Origin of the sequence: Streptomyces sp. NPDC050619, assembly GCF_040654815.1 — a bacterium.
GTDB lineage: Bacteria > Actinomycetota > Actinomycetes > Streptomycetales > Streptomycetaceae > Streptomyces.
In genome coordinates this window covers 210,430-229,514 of the sequence record NZ_JBFAIR010000010.1, presented here as the reverse complement: position 1 = coordinate 229,514, position 19,085 = coordinate 210,430, and the positions used below count along the sequence as shown (strand labels likewise).

The following is a 19,085-nucleotide window of genomic DNA, read 5'->3' as shown; positions in this document are numbered from 1 at the left end:
AGAGTCATCACCCACCATGGCTCTCGAAGCCTCCCGCGCAGGTCGCCGGGTTACTCCCGCAGCCCGTGCGCGCGCGGTCGAGGACCAGGCCCGGTCGGCGGCTTCAGGGGGAAGCGGGTCGTCGACCGGGCCAGGTGCGCTGAGTGGGTGTTCTGCGCATGTCTGCGTCTACCGGCAGTTGTGCGCCGCGCTCTGCGCCGTGCCGACGCTGACGTCGACGACATTGCCGGCGGCACCGGGGACCACGATGTGCGCGGCCCTGACGGTCAGCCCGCTGTCCGCGTCGCTCACCGGCGACTGCTCGTCGACGACGATCCGGCCGCCCCCGGGCAGCGCGATGGTGCTGTTCGGGCTGGTCGGCACGTCCACCCGGCGTCCCGCGATGGCGAGTGTCATCGTGGCAGAGCCGCTCGTCCTGGTGCAGGTGCTGGTGGAGGACGCGGTGAGGCCGGAGATGTCGATCACCGGCAGTCCCGGCAGTCCGACGTGCACATCCGCGACCCGTACCGTCGCCTCCACCGTGCCCGGCGCCAGGCGGGTGGTCACCTGCGGGCACAGCGAGTCGGCCTCGACCAGCAGCACCCCGGCCGAGGCCGTGCAGGGCGTGTCGGTCCGGGTGGCCGAAGCCGTACGGACGAAGCCGGTGTCCGGCGAGGGGCCGACCGACAGGGCGACCAGGGGCAGGTTCACCGAGGCGGACAGGCCGGTCGCCTGACCGGTGTAGTACTCCAGCCGGGCCTGGGCCTTGTCGCCCGAAGGCAGGTAGTAACGGTCACCGGCGAAGTCGGCGGTGACCGGGACCGTCGCATCGGCGTTCAGCGGCTGGTCGGCCGACGGGATCGTGCAGCTCGCCACGCCTTGGGAGTCGGTCGTCGCGGTGCACGCCTGCTTGGCGGGGCCGTCGCCCAGGGCGAGCTGGACGGAGCGTCCCGCGATCGGGGTGGTCCCGGTCGCGCCTTCGGTGAGGACTGAGGACAACTGGGCGGGCTGTCCGTTGGCGATCCGCTTCGTGCCCGTGTACCGCAGGTTGGAGACCGCCTTGCGGATCGTGAAGGCCACCTCGGTGGAACTGGGCAGATAATTGTCGGTGCCGGAGTAGCGGACCCGTAGCGGCAGTTGGCCGGGCGCGTCCTTCGGGGTGAGCCGGCAGGCCGCGTCGCCCGAAGACCCTGGCGGGGCGGTGCAGGAGGTGCCGCCGAGGGAGAACGTGACGGTGCCGAAGGCGGCCGGACTGCCGCCGCTGGTCACCCGGGCCGAGGCGGTGAAGGGCGCGTGATAGTCCGCCGACCGTACGCCGGTGTAGGTGATGGTGATCGGCTTGCAGGCGGGTGGAGGAGGTGGCGGTGTCGGGCCCGAGCGGGCTATCAGCCCGCGGTCGAACTTGTACGCGGCGGCAGGTGCGGCCTGAGGCTGTGCGGAGGACCGGAAGGAGGAGCCGCTGCCGCCCCCTCCCCCTGAATTGTCAGGCGGGTCGGGCGGCCCCTCGGGGAGGTAGCCCAGCGTGCCCTGGTTCGCCTCCTCCAAGGCCTGCCTGCAGCCGGGCTTGGGTTCGCAGTCCCAGCCGAATCCCTGTCCGTAGGGAACCCGCAGGTCCTGCTCACCGCTGGTCAGGTCGGTGCAGTCCTTCGCCGTCCGGTGCCAGTGGAAGGTGACCACGCGCCGGAACACCGCCCAGCCCGCCTCCATCCTCGTCACGCCTGCGGGACCTCGGCGTCGAAGTCCGAGGTCACGGCGATCGACTCGGATGTCGTCGTCTCGTCGGTCCACTGGTGTTCTCCAGTCGCCTTGAGGCCTTGACCCCTTTGGTGTTGGTGCTGGTGACCGAGAAGTGCACGTGGCGCCGCCCGTTCGCCTGGCTCACGAACGGACTGTTCGTGACGTAGACGAACTCGTCCTGCACATGGTCGATCACCATGGTCAGCGGCTCGATGTCACAGACCCCCGCCGTCGCGGTCGTCGTCCACTGCTGCCGGTCGAAGCCGAGGTAGGCGCCGCCGATCACCCCGGTCTCGCTCGCCGACAGGAACCGCTCGGTCTTCTCGTTGAAGATGACCTGCTTGCCCTTCGACCCATGCCAGTTCTGGTAGGCGTCCTGCGGGTGGCACGGCTCGGTGTAGATCGCGCCGGCGTCGTTGCCGTCGAGGCAGAGCCCGGTCTGCACGTCGACGAGGGTGGAGCCGACCGCCTGCCACTGCTGGTAGTAGGTGCGGTCACCGCCGCACGGGCTCATGAAGACACGACCGTCGTAGTCGCTGTCCAGGCAGTGGTGCCACTCACCGTCGACGATCGTGGCGGCCTTCTGGCAACTCCGTCCCGCTACTTACGCGCTCTTTACAGGGGATGCGGAGCCACGCAACCACCAACTCCCATGGCCCTCAACCTCAAAAGCGCATAAATACTGGGGAGTTGATGTGGCAGATCAAGAGGAACTGTGCGGGCGCCGCTCCTCGCAGAGCACCCTCTTACTGGCGCAGGATGAACTGTGGTCGCTGATCGAGCCGTTACTGCCGGAGCCGGGGCCGAAGCAGGTCGAAGGCCGGCCGCGGGTCCCGGACCGGCAGGCGTTGTGCGGCATCCTGTTCGTGCTGCACACCGGCATCCAGTGGGAGTACCTGCCACAGGAGTTGGGCTTCGGCTCCGGCATGACCTGCTGGCGCCGCCTGGCGGCCTGGAACGAGGCCGGCGTCTGGGACAAGTTGCACGCGGTGCTGCTGAAGAAGCTGCGGTCGAAGAACCAGCTGGACTGGTCGAGGGCGGTGATCGACTCCTCCCATGTCCGGGCCGCCCGCCGCGGCCCAGAAGCGGACCCAGCCCGGTCGACCGCGCACGGCCGGGCAGCAAGCACCACGTCCTCACCGACGGACAGGGCATCCCGCTCGCGGTGTCGCTGACCGGCGGCAACCGCAACGACGTCACCCAGCTCCTGCCCCTGCTCGACAAGATCCCAGCCGTGGCCGGCGCCGTCGGACGACCCCGGCGACGGCTGCCCGACACGCTCTTCGCCGACCGCGGCTACGACCACGACAAGTACCGACGACTCCTGCGCGAGCGGGGCATCCGCCCGGCGATCGCCGAAGGCGGCCAGCCACACGGCACCGGCCTGGGCACCTTCCGCTGGGTCGTCGAACGCCTTTGTTAGGAGTTCTAAGAGACCCCGACTGTGGTGCCCACCACAAAGGGCTGCAGATGGCCGGATTTCTACGCCGCACTGCGACCAGATGTCCTGATCCACTAGGAAACGGGCAGTGAATGGGCACATCCCAGTCGGCGAACAGGCAGCAGCCTCCCGCACCCCGAACCCTCCACCGCGTCAACCAGGGGCTCCACCCTCCGGAAAACGGGCACATTCGGTCACGAAGTCCGCTACGCCGAACCTGGTCAGTAGCCGCAGTCGCCTTGTAGAAATTGGGCCACCAGAGCCCGAACGGGCCGGGCTCCGGAAGGCGCCCTCTCGGGCACAACTTGCGGAGCCGTGAAACGGAGGTGTCGCCGTGGACACCGAGGAACGAAGACGTGGAATCCTGGAAACGGCACGCCGTGACGGATCCGTGGACGTCGGAGAACTCGCCGCCGAACTGAAAGTCTCCAAGGAGACCGTGAGGCGCGACCTGAACCTGCTGGAGAGGCACGGGCTGGTCCGACGTACTCACGGCGGCGCCCATCCCGTGGAGAGCGCGGGCTTCGAGACCACGCTCGCCTTCCGGACCACGATGAACGTCCCCGAGAAGTCACGGATCGCGGCCGCTGCGGTCGCACTCCTCGGGGACGCCGAGACGGTCTACATCGACGAGGGCTACACCCCGCAGCTCATCGCCGCCGCCCTGCCTCGCGATCGGCCACTGACCGTGGTCACCGCCTCGCTGTCCACCGCCGGGGCTCTGTCATCCGCCGAGAACATCAACGTGCTGCTGCTCGGCGGCCGGGTACGCGGCGGGACGCTGGCCACGGTCGACCACTGGGCCACCGGCATGCTGGCCGGCTTCGCCATCGACCTGGCGTACGTCGGCGCGAACGGCATCTCCCGCGAGCACGGACTCACCACCCCCGACCCCTCGGTCAGCGCGCTGAAGGCCGAGGTCATGCGAGTCGCCAGGCGCCGTGTGTTCTCCGGCGTCCACACGAAATTCGGTGCCGTGAGCTTCTGCCGATTCGCACAGGTCACGGACTTCGAGGCCATCGTCACCGACGCGGGTCTGCACAGTTCCGAGGCCCGCCGCTACGCACTGCTGGGACCCCAGGTCATCCAGGCCTGAGCCGCAGTCAGTCCCCACCTATCCCACCCCGCAAGGCGGGGGCCGGGTTCCCCATGCCCTCGAACACTCCCTGGAGTCAGTCATGCGATCGACCAGATACGCCCTGATAGCCGGCGCCGCCGCCACCGCCCTGCTCGCCACCGCCTGTTCCGGAGCCGGAGCCGGCGGGTCCTCGGGCGGAGGGAAGAGCATCAACGTACTGATGGTCGGCAACCCGCAGATGGAGGACATCGCGAAGCTGACCAAGGACAACTTCACCAAGGACACCGGGATCAAGGTCAACTTCACGATCCTTCCCGAGAACGAGCTGCGCGACAAAGTCACCCAGGACATCGCCACCCAGGCCGGCCAGTACGACGTCGCCACCATCGGCGCCTACGAGGTGCCCATCTGGGAGAAGAACGGCTGGCTGCACGACCTGGGCTCCTACGCCGACAAGGACAAGGGCTTCGACAAGGCCGACCTGCTCAAGCCGATGGTGCAGTCGCTCACCGGCTCGGACGGCAAGCTCTACGCCCTGCCGTTCTACGGCGAGTCCTCGATGCTCATGTACAACAAGGACGTCATGAAGGCGAAGGGCATCACGGTGCCCGAGCACCCGACCTGGCAGCAGATCGCCGACATCGCGGCCGAGGTCGACGGTGCCGAGCCCGGCATGAAGGGCATCTGCCTGCGCGGTCTGGCCGGCTGGGGCGAGCTGGGTGCGCCGCTGACGTCCATGGTCAACACCTTCGGCGGCACCTGGTTCACCAAGGACTGGAAGGCGCAGGTCAACAGCGGCGGCTTCAAGGAGGCCACGAAGTTCTACGTCGACCTGGTCCGCGAGCACGGTGAGGCGGGCGCTCCGCAGGCCGGGTTCACCGAGTGCCTGAACGCGCTGAGCCAGAAGAAGGTCGCCATGTGGTACGACGCGACCAGCGCGGCCGGGTCGCTGGAGGACCCCGCCACCAGCAAGATCGCCGGCAATGTCGGCTACGCCTACGCACCGACCGTCAAGACGGACAGCAGCGGCTGGCTGTGGGCCTGGTCGTGGGCCATGCCCAAGACCACGAAGAACGCCGACGCCGCCTCGCAGTTCATGCTGTGGGCCTCCAGCAAGAAGTACGAGAACCTCGTCGGCAACAAGCTCGGCTGGGCGCGTGTGCCGGCCGGCAAGCGGGCCAGCACCTACGAGATCCCGCAGTACAAGAAGGCCGCCGCGTCGTTCGGTGACATCACCCTGAAGTCCATCGAGGGCGCCGACCCGGCCAACCCGGGCGTCCAGCCCCGGCCGACCGTGGGCATCCAGTACGTGGCCATCCCCGAGTTCCAGGACCTGGGCACCAAGGTCACCCAGGAGATCTCCGCCGCCATCGCCGGCAAGACCAGCGTGGACAAGGCGCTGAACGACGGCCAGAAGCTCGCCGAGGACGTCGCCAAGACCTACCAGAAGTGACCTTCAGCGCCCGGCCGGCCCCCTGTGCCGGCCGGGCGCCGCTCCCCGCGACCCCGGCCGTCACCGGCAGAGGAACCACTCATGACCACGCTCACCGCACCCCCCAAGACAGCACCTCCACCCGTCCGTACCCGGAAGCCCTCGGGCGCGGCGGCCAAGTGGAAGCGGCGCATCCCGCTGCTGCCCGCACTCGTGTTCACCATCGTCGTCACGCAGCTGCCGTTCGTGGCCACGCTGATCATCTCCACCTTCCAGTGGAACATCCTCAAGCCGGGCGAACGCCACTTCGTCGGCCTGTCCAACTTCACGTTCGTCTTCACCGACGAACGGCTGCGCACCGCCGTGCTCAACACCGTCGTGCTCACCGCGTCGGTGGTGGTCATCAGCGTGATCCTCGGACTGGGCCTGGCGATGCTCCTCGACCGCCGCTTCGCCGGCCGCGGGCTGGCGCGCACCCTGCTCATCGCCCCGTTCCTGGTCATGCCGGTCGCCGCCGCCCTGCTGTGGAAACACGCCATCTACAACCCCGACTACGGCCTGCTCAACGGCACCCTCAACGCCGTCTACCGGTTCTTCGGCGCCGACAACGGGCCCACCGTCGACTGGATCTCCTCCTACCCGATGCCCGCCGTGGTGATCTCGCTGGTGTGGCAGTGGACGCCGTTCATGATGCTGATCCTCCTGGCCGGGCTGCAGGCGCAGCCCGGTGACGTTCTGGAGGCGGCCCGCATGGACGGCGCCTCCGCACTGCAGACCTTCCGCCACATCACGCTGCCGCACCTGCGCCAGTACATCGAGCTGGGCGTCCTGCTCGGCACGATCTACGTCGTGCAGACCTTCGACGCGGTCTTCACCATCACCCAGGGCGGCCCCGGCTCCCAGACCACCAACCTGCCCTACGAGATCTACCTGACCATGTTCCGCAAGTACGAGTACGGCGAGGCAGCCGCCGCCGGCGTCGTCGTCGTCCTCGGCGCGTTCGTCATCGCGACCTTCGCGCTGCGCACCATCGCGTCACTGTTCCGCGAGGAGACATCCCGATGACCCACGCCGCAGTCGCCGCCCCAGGGGCCAGGTTCAAAAACTTCCTCCGCGGCAAGGACGACCCCAACTCCCCGCGCCTGTCACCGCTGTGGACCTTCGTCGCCTGGCTCGCCACCCTGGCGTTCTTCGCGCCGGTGGCCTGGATGGTCCTCACCTCCTTCCACCAGGAGGCCGACGCGGCGACCAACCCGCCGACCCCCTTCGCCGCCGTCACCTTCGACCAGTACAAACTCCTGTTCAGCCGGGACATCACCCCCTTCCTCCTCAACTCGGCCATGGCCAGCATCCTTTCCACCCTCCTGGTGCTCGCCCTGGCCGTGCCGGCGGCCTACGCCCTGTCCATCAAACCGGTCGAGAAGTGGACCGACGTGATGTTCTTCTTCCTGTCCACCAAGTTCCTCCCCGCCATCGCCGCCCTGCTGCCGGTGTACCTGATCGTCAAGGACGCCGGGATGCTGGACAACGTATGGACGCTGGTCATCCTCTACACCGCCATGAACCTGCCGATCGCGGTGTGGATGATGCGCTCCTTCCTCGCCGAGGTCCCCAAGGAGATCCTGGAAGCCGCCGAGGTCGACGGCGCGGGCCTGCTCACCGTGCTGTGGCGGGTCGTGGCACCCGTCGCCATGCCCGGACTCGCCGCCACCTCGCTGATCTGCTTCATCTTCAGCTGGAACGAGTTCATGTTCGCCGTGAACCTCACCGCCACCCAGGCCTCGACCGCACCGGTGTTCCTCGTCGGCTTCATCACCAACGAAGGCCTCTTCCTGGCCCGCCTGTGCGCAGCCGCCACGCTGGTGTCACTGCCCGTCCTCATCGCCGGATTCGCCGCCCAGGACAAACTCGTCCGCGGCCTCTCCCTAGGAGCAGTCAAGTGAAAGCCGCCGTCATCGAAGCCCCCGGCAAGGTCACCGTCACCACGGTGCCCGACCCCACTCCCGGCCCGCGCGAGGTCGTGATCGACGTGGCGGCGTGCGGGCTGTGCGGGACCGATCTGCACATCCTGCAGGGCGAGTTCGCACCGACCCTGCCGGTCGTGCCGGGCCATGAGTTCGCCGGGGAGGTCGTGGGCCTCGGCAGCGCGGTCACCGAACTCGCCATCGGCGACCGGGTCGCCGTGGACCCTTCCCTGTACTGCAACGAGTGCCGCTCCTGCCGGGCCGGCCGCAACAACCTCTGCGACCGATGGCAGGCGATCGGAGTGACCCGGGCCGGCGGCGCCGCCGAGTACGCCGTGGCACCCGTCGCCAACTGTGTACGGCTGCCCGACCACGTGGACGTCCAGGACGCGGTTCTCATCGAGCCGCTGTCCTGCGCCGTACGCGGCTACGACGTCCTCAACAGCAGGCTCGGCTCCCACGTGCTCATCTACGGCAGCGGGACAATGGGCCTGATGATGCTGGAGCTCGCCAAACGCACCGGAGCCGCCTCGATCGACGTCGTCGACGTCAACCCCGAGCGGCTGGCCACAGCCGAGAAGCTGGGTTGCTCCCAGGCAGCTGTCTCCGCAGACGAGTTGGGGCGACCAAGTGGCTGGGACGTGGTCGTCGACGCGACCGGCAACGCGGCCGCCATCCAGGACGGCCTGGACCGGGTCGCCAAGGCCGGCACCTTCCTGCAGTTCGGGGTCTCGGACTACGCCACGACAGCCACCATCTCGCCGTACCGCATTTACAACCAAGAAATCACCATCACCGGCTCCATGGCGGTCCTGCACAGTTACGAACGCGCGGCGGAACTCTTCGCCACCGGAGTCCTCGACCCCCAGGTCTTCATCAGCCACCGCCTGCCGCTGACCCAGTACCCACAGGCGCTGGACCAGTTCGCAGCCGGTCAGGGACGGAAGATCGTCGTGCTCCCCTGACCTCCTCACGTCGCCCCGGAGACCTCGGTCTCCGGGGCCAGGAACCCATCCAATTCGCCGTGGGATTCCTCGCCCGCCTGCCGTACGCGACCTCGGAGTCCAGACGGCTGTCACCGTGTACGCCGCCACGGTCGACAAGGCCGGCGCCTCGGGGCGCTTCTCCCTGCGGGCGCCGTCGCGCTGGCGAACTTCAGGAAGTCAGCCCCGACAGGGACGAGGATGACGGAGGGCGGCCCTGGCGTTCGACGGTTGCTGGTGGCCGACATGCAGAGTGTTGGTCACTGAGCCATCGTGGAGGCAAGGGAGAACATCCGACCCGGCGCTGGGAGGGAACATGCAACCCGAGTACGACCCCGCAGACGCCCAGAAGAAGGCATACGAAGAAAACGAGGCAGACTTCAGCATTCTCGAGAAGCAGCTACGCAGCTTCGATGAGACCGCCACCGCACGGCTGGCCGCCATCGGCCGGCGCTTCGACCCCGACGCCCAGTACTGCTACCGGTGCCCCTGCGACCAGTTCGAAGGCACCCATATCCGCTGTGCCAGGGACACCTGCGGTCATTCCATGGCCAGCCACCACGGCTTCATCTGACCACTCGGGCAGTCAGTCACGCTCAGGCAGCCGCGGTCGACGGATGGACCGCAGGTTCGAAAGTGCGGCCAGTTAGACCCCGGTCCCCGTCAGATACGCCGAGACGATCACGTTCGCCGTGTAGCTGCGGCTCGCCCGGTCGAAGGTGCCGCCGCAGGTGATCAGCCGCAGTTCGGCCCGGCCGGACTCGCGGGGGCCGTACGCCTGATGGGCGTCGAAGCGGTCGCGGGTGACGACCTGGACGTCGTCGACGGTGAACTCGGCGACCTTGCCGTCGGCGCGGATCACCCGGACCGTCTCGCCGGGCTTGAGCGCGCTGATCTTGTAGAAGACGGCGGGCCGGGTCTCGGTGTCGACATGACCCACCATCAGCGCGGCGCCCGCCGCCCCCGGCGTGGCCCCGGCCGCGTACCACCCCACGGCCGAGGCCCGGCCGAAGGGCGGCGGTTGGATCGCCCCCTGCGCGTCGAGGCCGCGGGCCATCACCGGCGCCTGGACGCCCAGGCCGGGGATCTCGAGGCGCTGCGGCAGTGCCTCGCCGAGCGGGCGGTGCGGGGGCGGCAGCTCCACGGGCGGCCGTCCGACCGCCGCCATGTCGCCGGTGGTCGTCACGGATGTGCCGTGCCGTACGTCGGTCACCTCGCGTCCCCACAGCCACAGCCCGAGCAGCAGGACCGCCCAGGCCACGCCGGTCACCAGGCGGCCGGTACCCCTGGAGCGTTCGTGGTCGGACATGGCCGCTCAGTCCGTCGCGCGGCCCCGGCGGGTACGCCGGAGCACGATGGCCACCGCGGCGGCCCCGGCGAGGACCAGCCCGGTCACCGTGTGCCCGGTGCCGGGGCCGGTCGCGCGGGCGTCGTCGTCCGCGGCGGCGAGGCGGGCGGTGCCGCCGCCGCCCGCCCGCACGGGGGCGACCGGCGAGGCGTGGACGGTGGGCCGCTCGGCCCCGTGCGCCGACTTCGCTACGACGGTCAGGGCGCCCTTGAAGTCGCCATCGCCGCAGGTCACCTTCACGGTGTAGGTGCCCGGCTCGAGCGAGGTGCGGACGCGGCTGGGGCCGACGAGCATGCCGTCGGTACCGGAGACGGTGAGCCTGACGTCCGCGACGAAGGCCTCCGAGACGGCCCGGGCGGTCTTCTCGGTGCAGCCGCTCACCCGCAGGGTGACATCGCTGCCGGGAGCGGGGGACGAGGGGCTGACCGAGACACCCCCGTCCTGCGCGTACGCCGCGGGAGCCGTCGGAGCGAGGGCGGTGACGGCGGTGGTGGCGGCGGCCAGGAAACCGGCACGGAGAGTGACTCTTGCTGAACCCATCGTGGAACCTCCAGATACCTGGAGGCTCCCCCGCACAGCCGGGCCCCGCATCCGCAGCGGGGGCCTCATTGCTCCGTACGGGTCATATCCCGCTCGGCCCTGAGGTCTGCTTCAGATCGCTCGGCCCTTGAGGTCTGCTTCAGATTCGGTCCACGAGGTCCGCGATCGAGTCCACGACCTTCGACGGCCGGTACGGGAAGGCGTCGACCTGCTCGGGCCGGGTCAGCCCGGTGAGCACCAGGAACGTCCGCATCCCGGCCTCCATGCCGGCCAGCACGTCGGTGTCCATCCGGTCGCCGATCATCGCGCTGGTCTCGGAGTGCGCGCCGATCGCGTTGAGCCCGGTCCGCATCATCAGCGGGTTGGGCTTGCCCGCGAAGTACGGCTGCTTGCCGGTCGCCTTGGTGATCAGCGCGGCGACGGCGCCGGTCGCGGGCAGCGGGCCCTCGGTCGACGGCCCCGTCTCGTCCGGGTTGGTGCAGATGAAGCGGGCGCCGTCGTTGATCAGCCGTACGGCCTTGGTCATGGCCTCGAAGGAGTAGGTCCGGGTCTCGCCCAGCACCACGTAGTCGGGCTCGTGGTCGGTGAGGATGTACCCGATGTCGTGCAGCGCGGTCGTCAGGCCCGCCTCGCCGATGACGTACGCCGTCCCGCCCGGCCGCTGGTCGTCCAGGAACTGGGCGGTGGCCAGCGCCGAGGTCCAGATGGACTCGACGGGCACCTCCAGGCCCATGCGCCGCAGCCGGGCGTGCAGATCGCGCGGGGTGTAGATGGAGTTGTTGGTCAGGACCAGGAACGGCTTGCCGGACTCGCGCAGCTTCTTCAGAAAGGCGTCGGCGCCGGGGATCGGGATGCCCTCGTGAATGAGCACACCGTCCATGTCGGTGAGCCACGACTCGATGGGCCTGCGGTCTGCCATGTGCGGGATCTCCTGCCGTACGCATGTACGCGGTGCTGGGTGATGGGTGCCCAGACTAAGCACAGGCAGATCTTGAGGGAATGGCCGGATTCCGCGGGCTTCAGCGGCGCCTGCGCACCAGCACCAGCGCGCCGCCGGTGACGAGGAGGAGGGCCGTGGCCACGAGGGCGGCCGGGCCGACGAGTCCGGTGCGGGCGAGCTCGTCGGCGAAGGGGAAACGGCCGGTGGCCGGGGCGGTGGCGGAGACTCCGGGGCTGGGCCGCGGGGCCGGTCCGGCGTCGATGGAGAAGCGGTAGTCGTTCGACTGGCCGACCCAGTCGCCGTCGTCCTCGTGGCGCTGTACGACGGCCGCGTTGACGGTGACCTCGTTCGGTACGGCCGCCGAGGTGACCGCGAGCCGCACCTTCACGGTGAGGGTCTTGCCGGGGCCGACGGTGAAGCCCCGGAAGCCTGCGCGGTCGTCGGCGAAGGCGCCGACGAGTTCGTCCGCGCCGGTCTCCTCGAAGCGAACAGGATGCGGCCGGTCACCCGCGTAGAACTCCAGGCGGGGCTGTCCGGGTTCGAGGGCTCGCCCGTCGTCCACGAGGACGACGACCGGGTGGATGTTTCCGCAGGTCCGGTCGGTGGTGTTGGTGAGATCCAGATACCAGGTGCCGAAGCCGCCGCCGGCTTCGTAGGAGTCGGGGCCGCCGTGGATGCGGGTGGTGACCGGAAAGCCCCCGTCGTCGGCAGCGCAGGAGAGGCCGGAATCGGCGTGCGCCGGCCCGGGCACGAGAGCGGCGGCGGCTGCCGCGAGGCAGAGGGAAGCGGGCGTAGGCAGTCGCATGAACACATGACCATGCCGGGCCAGGGTGACCGGTGGGCGGTGCCGCTCCGTACGGTCCCGTAAGTCCCCTCGATCAGCGGACGCGGTGCGCCACCTGCGAAAGTGGACCCATGACAGGCATGACAGGTTCAGGTTCAGGTTCAGGTACAGATACAGGTACGACTGGTGCAGCCGCTCCCCTCCGCGTGGGCCTCGTCGGCTACGGCCTCGCCGGCTCCGTCTTCCACGCCCCGCTGATCGCCGCCACCGAGGGCCTCGCCCTCGACACGGTGGTCACCTCGAACCCCGAGCGGCAGGAACAGGCCCGCGCCGAGTTCCCGGACGTGCGCGTGGCCGCCGGCCCGGACGAGCTGTTCGACCGGGCCGGCGAGCTGGACCTGATCGTCATCGCGTCCCCGAACAGGACGCACGTCCCGCTCGCCGGCGCCGCCCTGAAGGCCGGCCTGCCGGTGGTCGTGGACAAGCCCGTCGCCGGCACGGCCGCCGAGGCACGCGAACTCGCGGCCCTGGCCGAGCAGCGCGGCCTGCTCCTCTCCGTCTTCCAGAACCGCCGCTGGGACAACGACTTCCTGACCCTGCGGGGGCTCATCGCCGACGGCGAACTGGGCGACGTCTACCGCTTCGAGTCCCGCTTCGAACGCTGGCGGCCTCAACTCAAGGGCGGCTGGCGGGAGTCCGGCGACCCGGCAGAGATCGGAGGTCTGCTGTACGACCTCGGCAGCCACGTCGTCGACCAGGCGCTGGTCCTCTTCGGCCCGGCCGCCTCCGTGTACGCCGAGTCGGACATCCGCCGCCCGGACGCGGAGACCGACGACGACACCTTCATCGCGATCACGCACACGAACGGCGTCCGCTCCCACCTGTACGCCTCCGCGACGACCGCCCAGCTCGGCCCCCGCTTCCGGGTCCTCGGCTCCCGCGCGGGCTACGTGAAGTACGGCCTCGACCCGCAGGAGGCGGCCCTGCGGGAGGGCAAGCGCCCCGGAACAACGGCCGACTGGGGCCAGGAACCCGAGTCCCTGTGGGGCCGTATCGGCTCCGGCGAGTCCCCGCTCACCGGCGGCGGCCGGCCCGAACCGACCCTGCCCGGCGACTACCCCGCCTACTATGCGGCGGTGGCCAGGGCCCTCACCGACGGCGGTCCCAACCCGGTGACCGCACAGGAGGCGGCCGCCGCCCTCGACGTACTGGAGGCGGCACGCCGTTCGGCCCGCGACTCGGTGGCGGTGACGCTGTGACGAACAAGCAGACCCATACCCAGGAACTCACCCCGAAGTTCCACCCGGAACTCACCCCGAGCCTGGAGGAGTTGGAGGCGCAGGAACGGCGTCTGGTCTTCCGCCAGTTCACCTACGACGACGCCTGGGCCCTGGGTTCCCTCCTCGTCGACCTGGCCCGGGAGCGGCAGGCGCCCGTCGCCATCGACATCCACCGCGCCGGCCAGCAGCTCTTCCACGCGGCGCTGCCGGGCTCGGCCCCTGACAACGACGCCTGGATCGACCGCAAGCGCCGGGTCGTGGAGCGCTACGGCTCCGCCTCCTACCTGGTCGGCGCCCGCTTCCGCGCCAAGGGCACGACGTTCGAGGAGTCCTCGCGCCTGGATCCGGATGTGTACGCGGCGCACGGCGGCTCCTTCCCGATCACCGTGGAGGGCGTGGGCGTGATCGGCGCGGTGACGGTGTCCGGCCTGCCGCAGTTGCAGGACCACCGGTTCGTCGTAGAGGCGCTGGAGCAGTACTTGAGCGACTGACGGGAAGATCTCGGGGCACCCTCCGGTTGGCACCGCTGTACTGCACATCGACCGGAGGGAACCGCCCCCCATGAGTGACGCCTTGAGTGACGCCTTGAAGGAAACCGTCGGACGGTACGGCATCTGGCGCGCCTTCATGCGCTCGGACGACCCGGCCGGGCAGGCCGAACTCGCCGAAGCGGCAGCCGAGTTGGAGGGGCTGGGTTACGGCGCCCTCTGGCTGGGCGGCAACAGCTCCGCCGCCGAGGCCGTACCGCTGATCGAGGCGACCTCGACGCTCACCGTCGCCACCAGCATCCAGAGCATCTGGGACCACGAGCCCGCCGACAGCGCCGCGAGCTTCGCCGAGCTGGAGGCGGCCCACCCCGGCCGCTTCCTCCTCGGCCTCGGGGTCAGCCACGCCAAGCAGACGGACCAGTACCGCCGCCCCTACTCGGCCCTGGTCGCCTACCTGGACGCCATGAACGAGGCGGCCGTACCGGCGAGCCGCCGTCTGCTGGCCGCCCTCGGCCCGAAGACCCTGGAACTGGCCCGCGACCGGGCCGCCGGCGCGATCCCGTACCTGACCACCCCCGAACACACCGCATACGCCCGCGAGATCCTCGGCGAAGCCCCGCTCCTGGCCCCCGAGTTGAAGGTCGTCCTGGAATCGGAGCCGACCCGCGCCCGCACACTGGCCCGCGACTACCTCGCCGTGTACCTCGCCCTCCCCAACTACACCAACAACTTCCTGCGCCACGGCTTCACCGAGGACGACCTCACGAACGGCGGCAGCGACCGCCTGATCGACGCGTTGTTCGCCTGGGGCGACGAGACGACGATCCGATCCCGTATCGACGCCTTCCACGAGGCAGGCGCGGACCATGTGGCCCTACAGGTGGTGAGCGGCGGCCCGCGCGACGCCCTGCCGAGGCAGGAATGGCGAAGGCTCGCTTCACTACTGACGTGACCTGACCGAGCCGTCTTTTAGGGGCGCGGGGAACTGCGCGACAAGCCACAACGGCGCCGCACCCGCCAAAACAACCGCAGTCCCCCACCCCTCAGGCGTCTTTAAACTCCTGCCGCTGCCGCCCCAGCCCCTCAATCTCCAGCTCAACAACATCCCCGGCCCGAAGAAACGGCTTCGGCTCAGGCGCGCCCAGCGCAACCCCCGCCGGCGTCCCCGTATTGATCACATCACCGGGATACAGCGTCATGAACTGACTGACGTACCGCACCACTTCCCCCACCGGAAAGATCTGCTCAGCGGTCGTACCGTCCTGCTTCAACTCCCCGTTGACCCACAGCCGCAGCGACAGATCCTGAGGGTCAGCCACCTCGTCCGCCGTCACCAACCACGGCCCCAGCGGATTGAACGTCTCGCAGTTCTTCCCCTTGTCCCACGTCCCGCCCCGCTCGATCTGGAACTCCCGCTCGGACACGTCATGCGCCACCGCGTACCCGGCGACGTACCCCAGCGCCTCCTCGGCGGACCCCAGATACCGAGCCGTACGTCCGATGACGACCGCCAACTCGACTTCCCAGTCCGTCTTCACGGACCCGCGAGGGACCAGCACCGTGTCGTAGGGCCCGACCACCGTGTCCGCGGCCTTGAAGAAGATCACCGGCTCGGCGGGCGGCTCGGCGCCCGTCTCGCGCGCGTGGTCGTGGTAGTTCAGCCCGATGCACACGATCTTGCCGATCCGGGCGAGCGGCGGTCCGACGCGCAGCCCGGTGGCGTCCAGCACGGGCAGCGAACCGGCGTCGACGGCGGCACGGATCCGGCCGAGCGCCGCGTCGTCGGCGAGCAGCGGTCCGTCGATGTCCGGTACGACGCCGGACAGATCCCGCAGGGTCCCCTCGGCGTCGAGCAGCGCGGGCCGCTCCGCTCCCGCCGTACCGACTCGCAGCAACTTCATGATGACAATCTCCCTCAATCGCGGGCGCCGACCGATGGTGCAGCCATCGGAGGACTGGTCGATCCTCCAAGCTCGGCGTCCAGTCCGCAATACCCCGTTCACGGACTGGACCGACCGGCCACCTGCCGATCAGCGGTGCTAGTGCCCCGGCAGGCACTAGCGATAGAGCACCGCCCGCTCCACCGCGCTCCACGTCGTACTGGTCACCACGTACAGCGCGGCGGCCAGCGGCATCACCGCCACCGTGAAGAGCGTGAAGAAGGACATGAACGGCATGACCTTGCTGACCGCACCCATCCCGGGCACCGACTCCCCGTCCGTGACCGGCACCGGCGAGTTCGTGGCCATCATCCGCTTCGTACGCCGGTAGTTGAAGACGGCGACCACGGCGACGAACGCGAACAGCCCGACGTACACCAGCCCCGCGGCGCCGAACATCCCGCCGTCGCCCAGCGCGTCCGCCCACCGGTCGCCGAGGGGCGCGGCGAACAGCTGGTGCGCGAGCAGTTCGTTCGCCCGGCCGCCGATCGTCGTGTTCGAGAACGTGTGGTAGAGCAGGAAGAACGCGGGCAGCTGGCACATGCTGGGCAGACATCCGGACAGCGGCGACACCTTCTCCTCGGCGTGCAGGGCCATGACGGCCTTCTGGAGCTTCTCGGGATCCTTCTTGTGCTTCTTCCGCAGCTCGGCGATCTTCGGCTGCAAGGCGATCTTGGCCTTCTGCCCGCGCGCGGCCGCCCGGGACAAGGGGTGCACGAGGAGTCGTACGAGTGCGGTGAACAGGACGATCGCGGCGGCGGCCGCGGTGGCGCCGAACAGCGGCTGCAGCAGGTCGGCCAGGTGCTGGACCAGGTCGGCGAAAACGGACATGGGTGAGCCCTCCGGGGGTCTCGTCGTGCCGGAAACGGAGTTGGCGGCATGACGACCCGCGCGGGGTCACGGAGTGGGGAGAGACGTGCCCTACGCGACGGTCGCCGGGAGGGCCCGTCCCGGCGCTCGGGGGCGGGTGCGCCCCTTGGCGTCGGGATCGCGTTGCGGCAGGAACGCCGTACGGCGGGCGCGGTCGCGGATGGCCGTGCGCACCCGGGTGGGCGGCACGGCGGGCGCGGAGCGCGCGGCGAGGAACGAGCAGGCGGCGACGGCGGAACCGGCCGCGGCGGTCGCGGCGAGCGCGACGGCGGCGGAGAGGCTGCCGGCGTCGAGCAGGGCGACCTCGAGGAGCAGGATCAGCAGCACGGCGGCGGGGCGCGGATTGGTCCAGCTACGGATCATGACCCGCTCCCCCTCTCGTACGTGTGCTTGTCCCAGCTCTTCCACTCTGTCCACCGTCGGTTATACAGGATCGGTCTCTATTCGGGGCCCTGGTCTGGCTGTGGTTGGGGCGGCTCACCCCGCGGACTGCCGCCGCCGACCGGGACGAGTACGCCAACGAGCGTCCACACCAGCCCTTGTGGACTGCCGCTTTCAGAATGGCAGCCCTCATTCAGCACCCGCCCATATCGGTCAATTCCCTTACGCGCCACGAGGGTTGACAGTGCATGAGATGGCGTCGGCGCGCTCTGACACCCGCAGGAGCACGTGAAGGTGTTGTGTGCCGGCGGCCGAGATATGCGTATATCCCGCCCTTCGTGAAGGTGGCGTTTCGTCCGGGTAGCCGGACCTCCACCGGAGCGACACCATCTCTACCCTATTGACACTTATGCCCCCTGGCGTCATCGAGCCGCCGACCCTGTACATGCCAAAACAGACACGCCTAGCTTCCTGTCGTGCCCATGAAATCCAGGGCTAACGGGAAGTGAGGTGACACATGGGCTTAAGACTCCGTATCAGGACCACGGGGCTGCTCGTGACGGCGGCGTTCATGCTGCTGATCGGCGGCACACAGCAGACGGCGGCAGCGCAGGACGGACTGACGACCGCAACCGACACAGTGAGCACCCCCCAGTCCAACAAGGAGAGCAAGAGCCAGGGACCGCGTGTCTCCGGCCAGGTAACCAGGCTGCTCTTCAAGGAGCCGCGGACCCTCGACGAGCTCACCGACGAACTCTCAGGCCGTGCGGTCCTGCAACTGCGCTATACCGGCGACGTCGGTGGGGTGTCCCAGTCGGGGCCCGGGTCGTCCGTCACGAAGGCCGTCGCGGACCTGCGACGGGACACGGTGGCGCGCTGGGATGCCGAACCGCTCGTCTACATGGCGGTGCTCGACGGGAAACTGCCGGCGGACGCGACGCGCACACTGTCACAGGCCGGAGTGGCGGTGAAGTACTTCGCCTCGGACACGAGCATGATCGACCAGCTACCCAAAGGCACGCTCACCGCGGCCACCAAGGCGACCCGTGCCCGCGAGGCCGAACTCGCCAAGGCTGGCGTCCCCGCGCCCGAGCCCAAGCGCGACTCCCTGAGCACACAGCGTCCCAAGGCTGACGGAAGCGGCGACGGCGACGTCTCCACCCTGTCCAAGGTTCACCCCTGGTCGCCGATAGGCGCGACCATGCAGGCTTGGGTCTACCCCGACGGCCCTCAGGACGACGACTACCCCAACACCTTCTACCACCAGTTTCAGTGGAACGACAGGGCTGATCTCGATGCCTTCGGGGACGACTTCGGCTACGAGCACAACGTCTCCCTCTACAACGAGGACGACATCTCGGGCTGGACCCGTCCGTACTGCGCCCCCTGGGACTCGATCGTCTACGACGAATACGAGAACTTCTGGGCGGCCTGGGACGTCTGGGCCTTCAAATGGAACGCCGTGAGCTACGGCTGGGACATCCCCGGCGAGGCTGCCCCGTACTGGGACTGGGACGACGTCACCGACCCGTGCAACAAGATCGACTTCTCCGTCGGCATCGGCTACCCGCAGGAGCTGTCACCGGACACCGCGTACAGCTTCTGGATCTACGCCATGGACGGCGACCAGGACTCGTCGCCGATGGAGATGGGCGCCCAGAAGCTGTCAAACGACTGCAACAACCTGGGCATGGACCCCGGCTCGTCCTGCATGGGCCTCAACGCCAACCGGGAAGGCAGCGGTACGGAACTGATCGTCAACAAGTCCCGTGAGTGGACCGTTCCCGGCTGTGTTGGCTGGTACGACGGTAACCCGTCGTACACCCGCAACGGCGAGCTCTTCTGTCCGGCGAACGGCTGACGCACCGGAAGTACCTGACGCCCCTAGGCCCCGCGGCTC

19 protein-coding genes and 1 pseudogene are annotated in these 19,085 nt (G+C 69.2%); 11 read left to right on the top strand and 9 right to left on the bottom strand.

Annotation, left to right across the window (positions count from 1 at the left end):
* Nucleotides 1-168: 168 nt before the first annotated feature.
* Nucleotides 169-1,686 carry an Ig-like domain-containing protein gene (locus AB0I77_RS19020; protein ID WP_363283805.1) on the bottom strand — a complete coding sequence of 506 codons (1,518 nt, stop codon included), beginning with the start codon at nt 1,684-1,686 and terminating at the stop codon, nt 169-171.
* A 40-nt stretch (nt 1,687-1,726) separates the two neighbouring features.
* On the bottom strand, nt 1,727-2,287 hold the full coding sequence (locus AB0I77_RS19015; protein ID WP_363283804.1) for a ricin-type beta-trefoil lectin domain protein: 561 nt from the start codon (nt 2,285-2,287) through the stop codon (nt 1,727-1,729).
* Nucleotides 2,288-2,465: 178 nt separating this feature from the next.
* Between AB0I77_RS19015 and AB0I77_RS19010 the strand changes: the two are divergent.
* The 7 genes and pseudogenes from AB0I77_RS19010 to AB0I77_RS18980 all read left to right on the top strand — a co-directional run.
* Nucleotides 2,466-3,130, top strand: a pseudogene (locus AB0I77_RS19010) (IS5 family transposase); the annotation flags it as partial.
* A 361-nt stretch (nt 3,131-3,491) separates the two neighbouring features.
* Nucleotides 3,492-4,253 (top strand): DeoR/GlpR family DNA-binding transcription regulator, encoded by a 762-nt coding sequence (locus AB0I77_RS19005; protein WP_363283732.1) that lies wholly within the window; start codon nt 3,492-3,494, stop codon nt 4,251-4,253.
* A gap of 82 nt (nt 4,254-4,335) precedes the next feature.
* Complete coding sequence (locus AB0I77_RS19000; protein WP_363283731.1) at nt 4,336-5,688, top strand: sugar ABC transporter substrate-binding protein; 1,353 nt, start codon at nt 4,336-4,338, stop codon at nt 5,686-5,688.
* 81 nt (nt 5,689-5,769) lie between these two features.
* A complete protein-coding gene (locus AB0I77_RS18995; protein ID WP_363283730.1) occupies nt 5,770-6,732 on the top strand; it encodes a sugar ABC transporter permease in 963 nt (320 codons plus the stop codon).
* A complete protein-coding gene (locus AB0I77_RS18990) occupies nt 6,729-7,610 on the top strand; it encodes a carbohydrate ABC transporter permease (RefSeq protein WP_363283729.1) in 882 nt (293 codons plus the stop codon). The genes AB0I77_RS18995 and AB0I77_RS18990 overlap by 4 nt, the downstream gene beginning before the upstream one ends.
* Entirely contained in the window at nt 7,607-8,596 is a 990-nt protein-coding gene (locus AB0I77_RS18985; RefSeq protein ID WP_363283728.1) for a zinc-dependent alcohol dehydrogenase family protein, read from the top strand. Before AB0I77_RS18990 ends, AB0I77_RS18985 begins: the two co-directional genes overlap by 4 nt.
* 334 nt (nt 8,597-8,930) lie before the next feature.
* Complete coding sequence (locus AB0I77_RS18980; RefSeq protein WP_363283727.1) at nt 8,931-9,188, top strand: hypothetical protein; 258 nt, start codon at nt 8,931-8,933, stop codon at nt 9,186-9,188.
* A gap of 72 nt (nt 9,189-9,260) precedes the next feature.
* Here AB0I77_RS18980 and AB0I77_RS18975 read toward each other — a convergent pair whose 3' ends face one another.
* The 4 genes from AB0I77_RS18975 to AB0I77_RS18960 form a co-directional block, all read right to left on the bottom strand.
* Nucleotides 9,261-9,923 (bottom strand): class F sortase, encoded by a 663-nt coding sequence (locus AB0I77_RS18975; RefSeq protein ID WP_363283726.1) that lies wholly within the window; start codon nt 9,921-9,923, stop codon nt 9,261-9,263.
* A gap of 6 nt (nt 9,924-9,929) precedes the next feature.
* The gene (locus AB0I77_RS18970) at nt 9,930-10,502 is read right to left on the bottom strand and encodes a hypothetical protein (protein ID WP_363283725.1); all 573 of its coding nucleotides are present in this window, start codon (nt 10,500-10,502) and stop codon (nt 9,930-9,932) included.
* A gap of 139 nt (nt 10,503-10,641) precedes the next feature.
* Nucleotides 10,642-11,421, bottom strand: a complete 780-nt coding sequence (locus AB0I77_RS18965) for an HAD-IIA family hydrolase (protein ID WP_363283724.1) — start codon at nt 11,419-11,421, stop codon at nt 10,642-10,644.
* 100 nt (nt 11,422-11,521) lie between these two features.
* Complete coding sequence (locus AB0I77_RS18960) at nt 11,522-12,247, bottom strand: hypothetical protein (RefSeq protein ID WP_363283723.1); 726 nt, start codon at nt 12,245-12,247, stop codon at nt 11,522-11,524.
* 119 nt (nt 12,248-12,366) lie between these two features.
* On the opposite strand from AB0I77_RS18960, the gene AB0I77_RS18955 reads away from it, so the two are divergent.
* The 3 genes from AB0I77_RS18955 (at nt 12,367) to AB0I77_RS18945 (ending at nt 14,946) form a co-directional block, all read left to right on the top strand.
* Nucleotides 12,367-13,485, top strand: coding sequence for a Gfo/Idh/MocA family oxidoreductase (locus AB0I77_RS18955; protein ID WP_363283803.1), 1,119 nt, complete (start codon nt 12,367-12,369; stop codon nt 13,483-13,485).
* The gene (locus tag AB0I77_RS18950) at nt 13,482-13,997 is read left to right on the top strand and encodes a heme-degrading domain-containing protein (protein WP_363283721.1); all 516 of its coding nucleotides are present in this window, start codon (nt 13,482-13,484) and stop codon (nt 13,995-13,997) included. Before AB0I77_RS18955 ends, AB0I77_RS18950 begins: the two co-directional genes overlap by 4 nt.
* Before the next feature lie 70 nt (nt 13,998-14,067).
* On the top strand, nt 14,068-14,946 hold the full coding sequence (locus AB0I77_RS18945; RefSeq protein ID WP_363283720.1) for an LLM class F420-dependent oxidoreductase: 879 nt from the start codon (nt 14,068-14,070) through the stop codon (nt 14,944-14,946).
* Nucleotides 14,947-15,037: 91 nt separating this feature from the next.
* On the opposite strand, the gene AB0I77_RS18940 is transcribed toward AB0I77_RS18945, so the two are convergent.
* The 3 genes from AB0I77_RS18940 to AB0I77_RS18930 all read right to left on the bottom strand — a co-directional run bounded on the left by AB0I77_RS18940 (nt 15,038) and on the right by AB0I77_RS18930 (nt 17,167).
* A complete protein-coding gene (locus AB0I77_RS18940; protein WP_363283719.1) occupies nt 15,038-15,895 on the bottom strand; it encodes a fumarylacetoacetate hydrolase family protein in 858 nt (285 codons plus the stop codon).
* A 156-nt stretch (nt 15,896-16,051) separates the two neighbouring features.
* Entirely contained in the window at nt 16,052-16,765 is a 714-nt protein-coding gene (locus AB0I77_RS18935) for a YidC/Oxa1 family membrane protein insertase (RefSeq protein WP_363283718.1), read from the bottom strand.
* 90 nt (nt 16,766-16,855) lie between these two features.
* On the bottom strand, nt 16,856-17,167 hold the full coding sequence (locus AB0I77_RS18930; RefSeq protein ID WP_363283717.1) for a DUF6412 domain-containing protein: 312 nt from the start codon (nt 17,165-17,167) through the stop codon (nt 16,856-16,858).
* A 535-nt stretch (nt 17,168-17,702) separates the two neighbouring features.
* Here AB0I77_RS18930 and AB0I77_RS18925 point away from each other — a divergent pair.
* On the top strand, nt 17,703-19,046 hold the full coding sequence (locus AB0I77_RS18925; protein WP_363283716.1) for a hypothetical protein: 1,344 nt from the start codon (nt 17,703-17,705) through the stop codon (nt 19,044-19,046).
* Nucleotides 19,047-19,085 lie beyond the last annotated feature (39 nt).

Coding starts and splice junctions, on each gene's coding strand:
- AB0I77_RS19020 (WP_363283805.1), bottom strand. CDS start 1,686: ATGGAGGCGGGCTGGGCGGTGTTCCGGCGCGTGGTCACCTTCCACTGG.
- AB0I77_RS19000 (WP_363283731.1), top strand. CDS start 4,336: ATGCGATCGACCAGATACGCCCTGATAGCCGGCGCCGCCGCCACCGCC.
- AB0I77_RS18995 (WP_363283730.1), top strand. CDS start 5,770: ATGACCACGCTCACCGCACCCCCCAAGACAGCACCTCCACCCGTCCGT.
- AB0I77_RS18990 (WP_363283729.1), top strand. CDS start 6,729: ATGACCCACGCCGCAGTCGCCGCCCCAGGGGCCAGGTTCAAAAACTTC.
- AB0I77_RS18980 (WP_363283727.1), top strand. CDS start 8,931: ATGCAACCCGAGTACGACCCCGCAGACGCCCAGAAGAAGGCATACGAA.
- AB0I77_RS18975 (WP_363283726.1), bottom strand. CDS start 9,923: ATGTCCGACCACGAACGCTCCAGGGGTACCGGCCGCCTGGTGACCGGC.
- AB0I77_RS18970 (WP_363283725.1), bottom strand. CDS start 10,502: ATGGGTTCAGCAAGAGTCACTCTCCGTGCCGGTTTCCTGGCCGCCGCC.
- AB0I77_RS18965 (WP_363283724.1), bottom strand. CDS start 11,421: ATGGCAGACCGCAGGCCCATCGAGTCGTGGCTCACCGACATGGACGGT.
- AB0I77_RS18960 (WP_363283723.1), bottom strand. CDS start 12,247: ATGCGACTGCCTACGCCCGCTTCCCTCTGCCTCGCGGCAGCCGCCGCC.
- AB0I77_RS18955 (WP_363283803.1), top strand. CDS start 12,367: ATGACAGGTTCAGGTTCAGGTTCAGGTACAGATACAGGTACGACTGGT.
- AB0I77_RS18945 (WP_363283720.1), top strand. CDS start 14,068: ATGAGTGACGCCTTGAGTGACGCCTTGAAGGAAACCGTCGGACGGTAC.
- AB0I77_RS18940 (WP_363283719.1), bottom strand. CDS start 15,895: ATGAAGTTGCTGCGAGTCGGTACGGCGGGAGCGGAGCGGCCCGCGCTG.
- AB0I77_RS18935 (WP_363283718.1), bottom strand. CDS start 16,765: ATGTCCGTTTTCGCCGACCTGGTCCAGCACCTGGCCGACCTGCTGCAG.
- AB0I77_RS18930 (WP_363283717.1), bottom strand. CDS start 17,167: ATGATCCGTAGCTGGACCAATCCGCGCCCCGCCGCCGTGCTGCTGATC.
- AB0I77_RS18925 (WP_363283716.1), top strand. CDS start 17,703: ATGGGCTTAAGACTCCGTATCAGGACCACGGGGCTGCTCGTGACGGCG.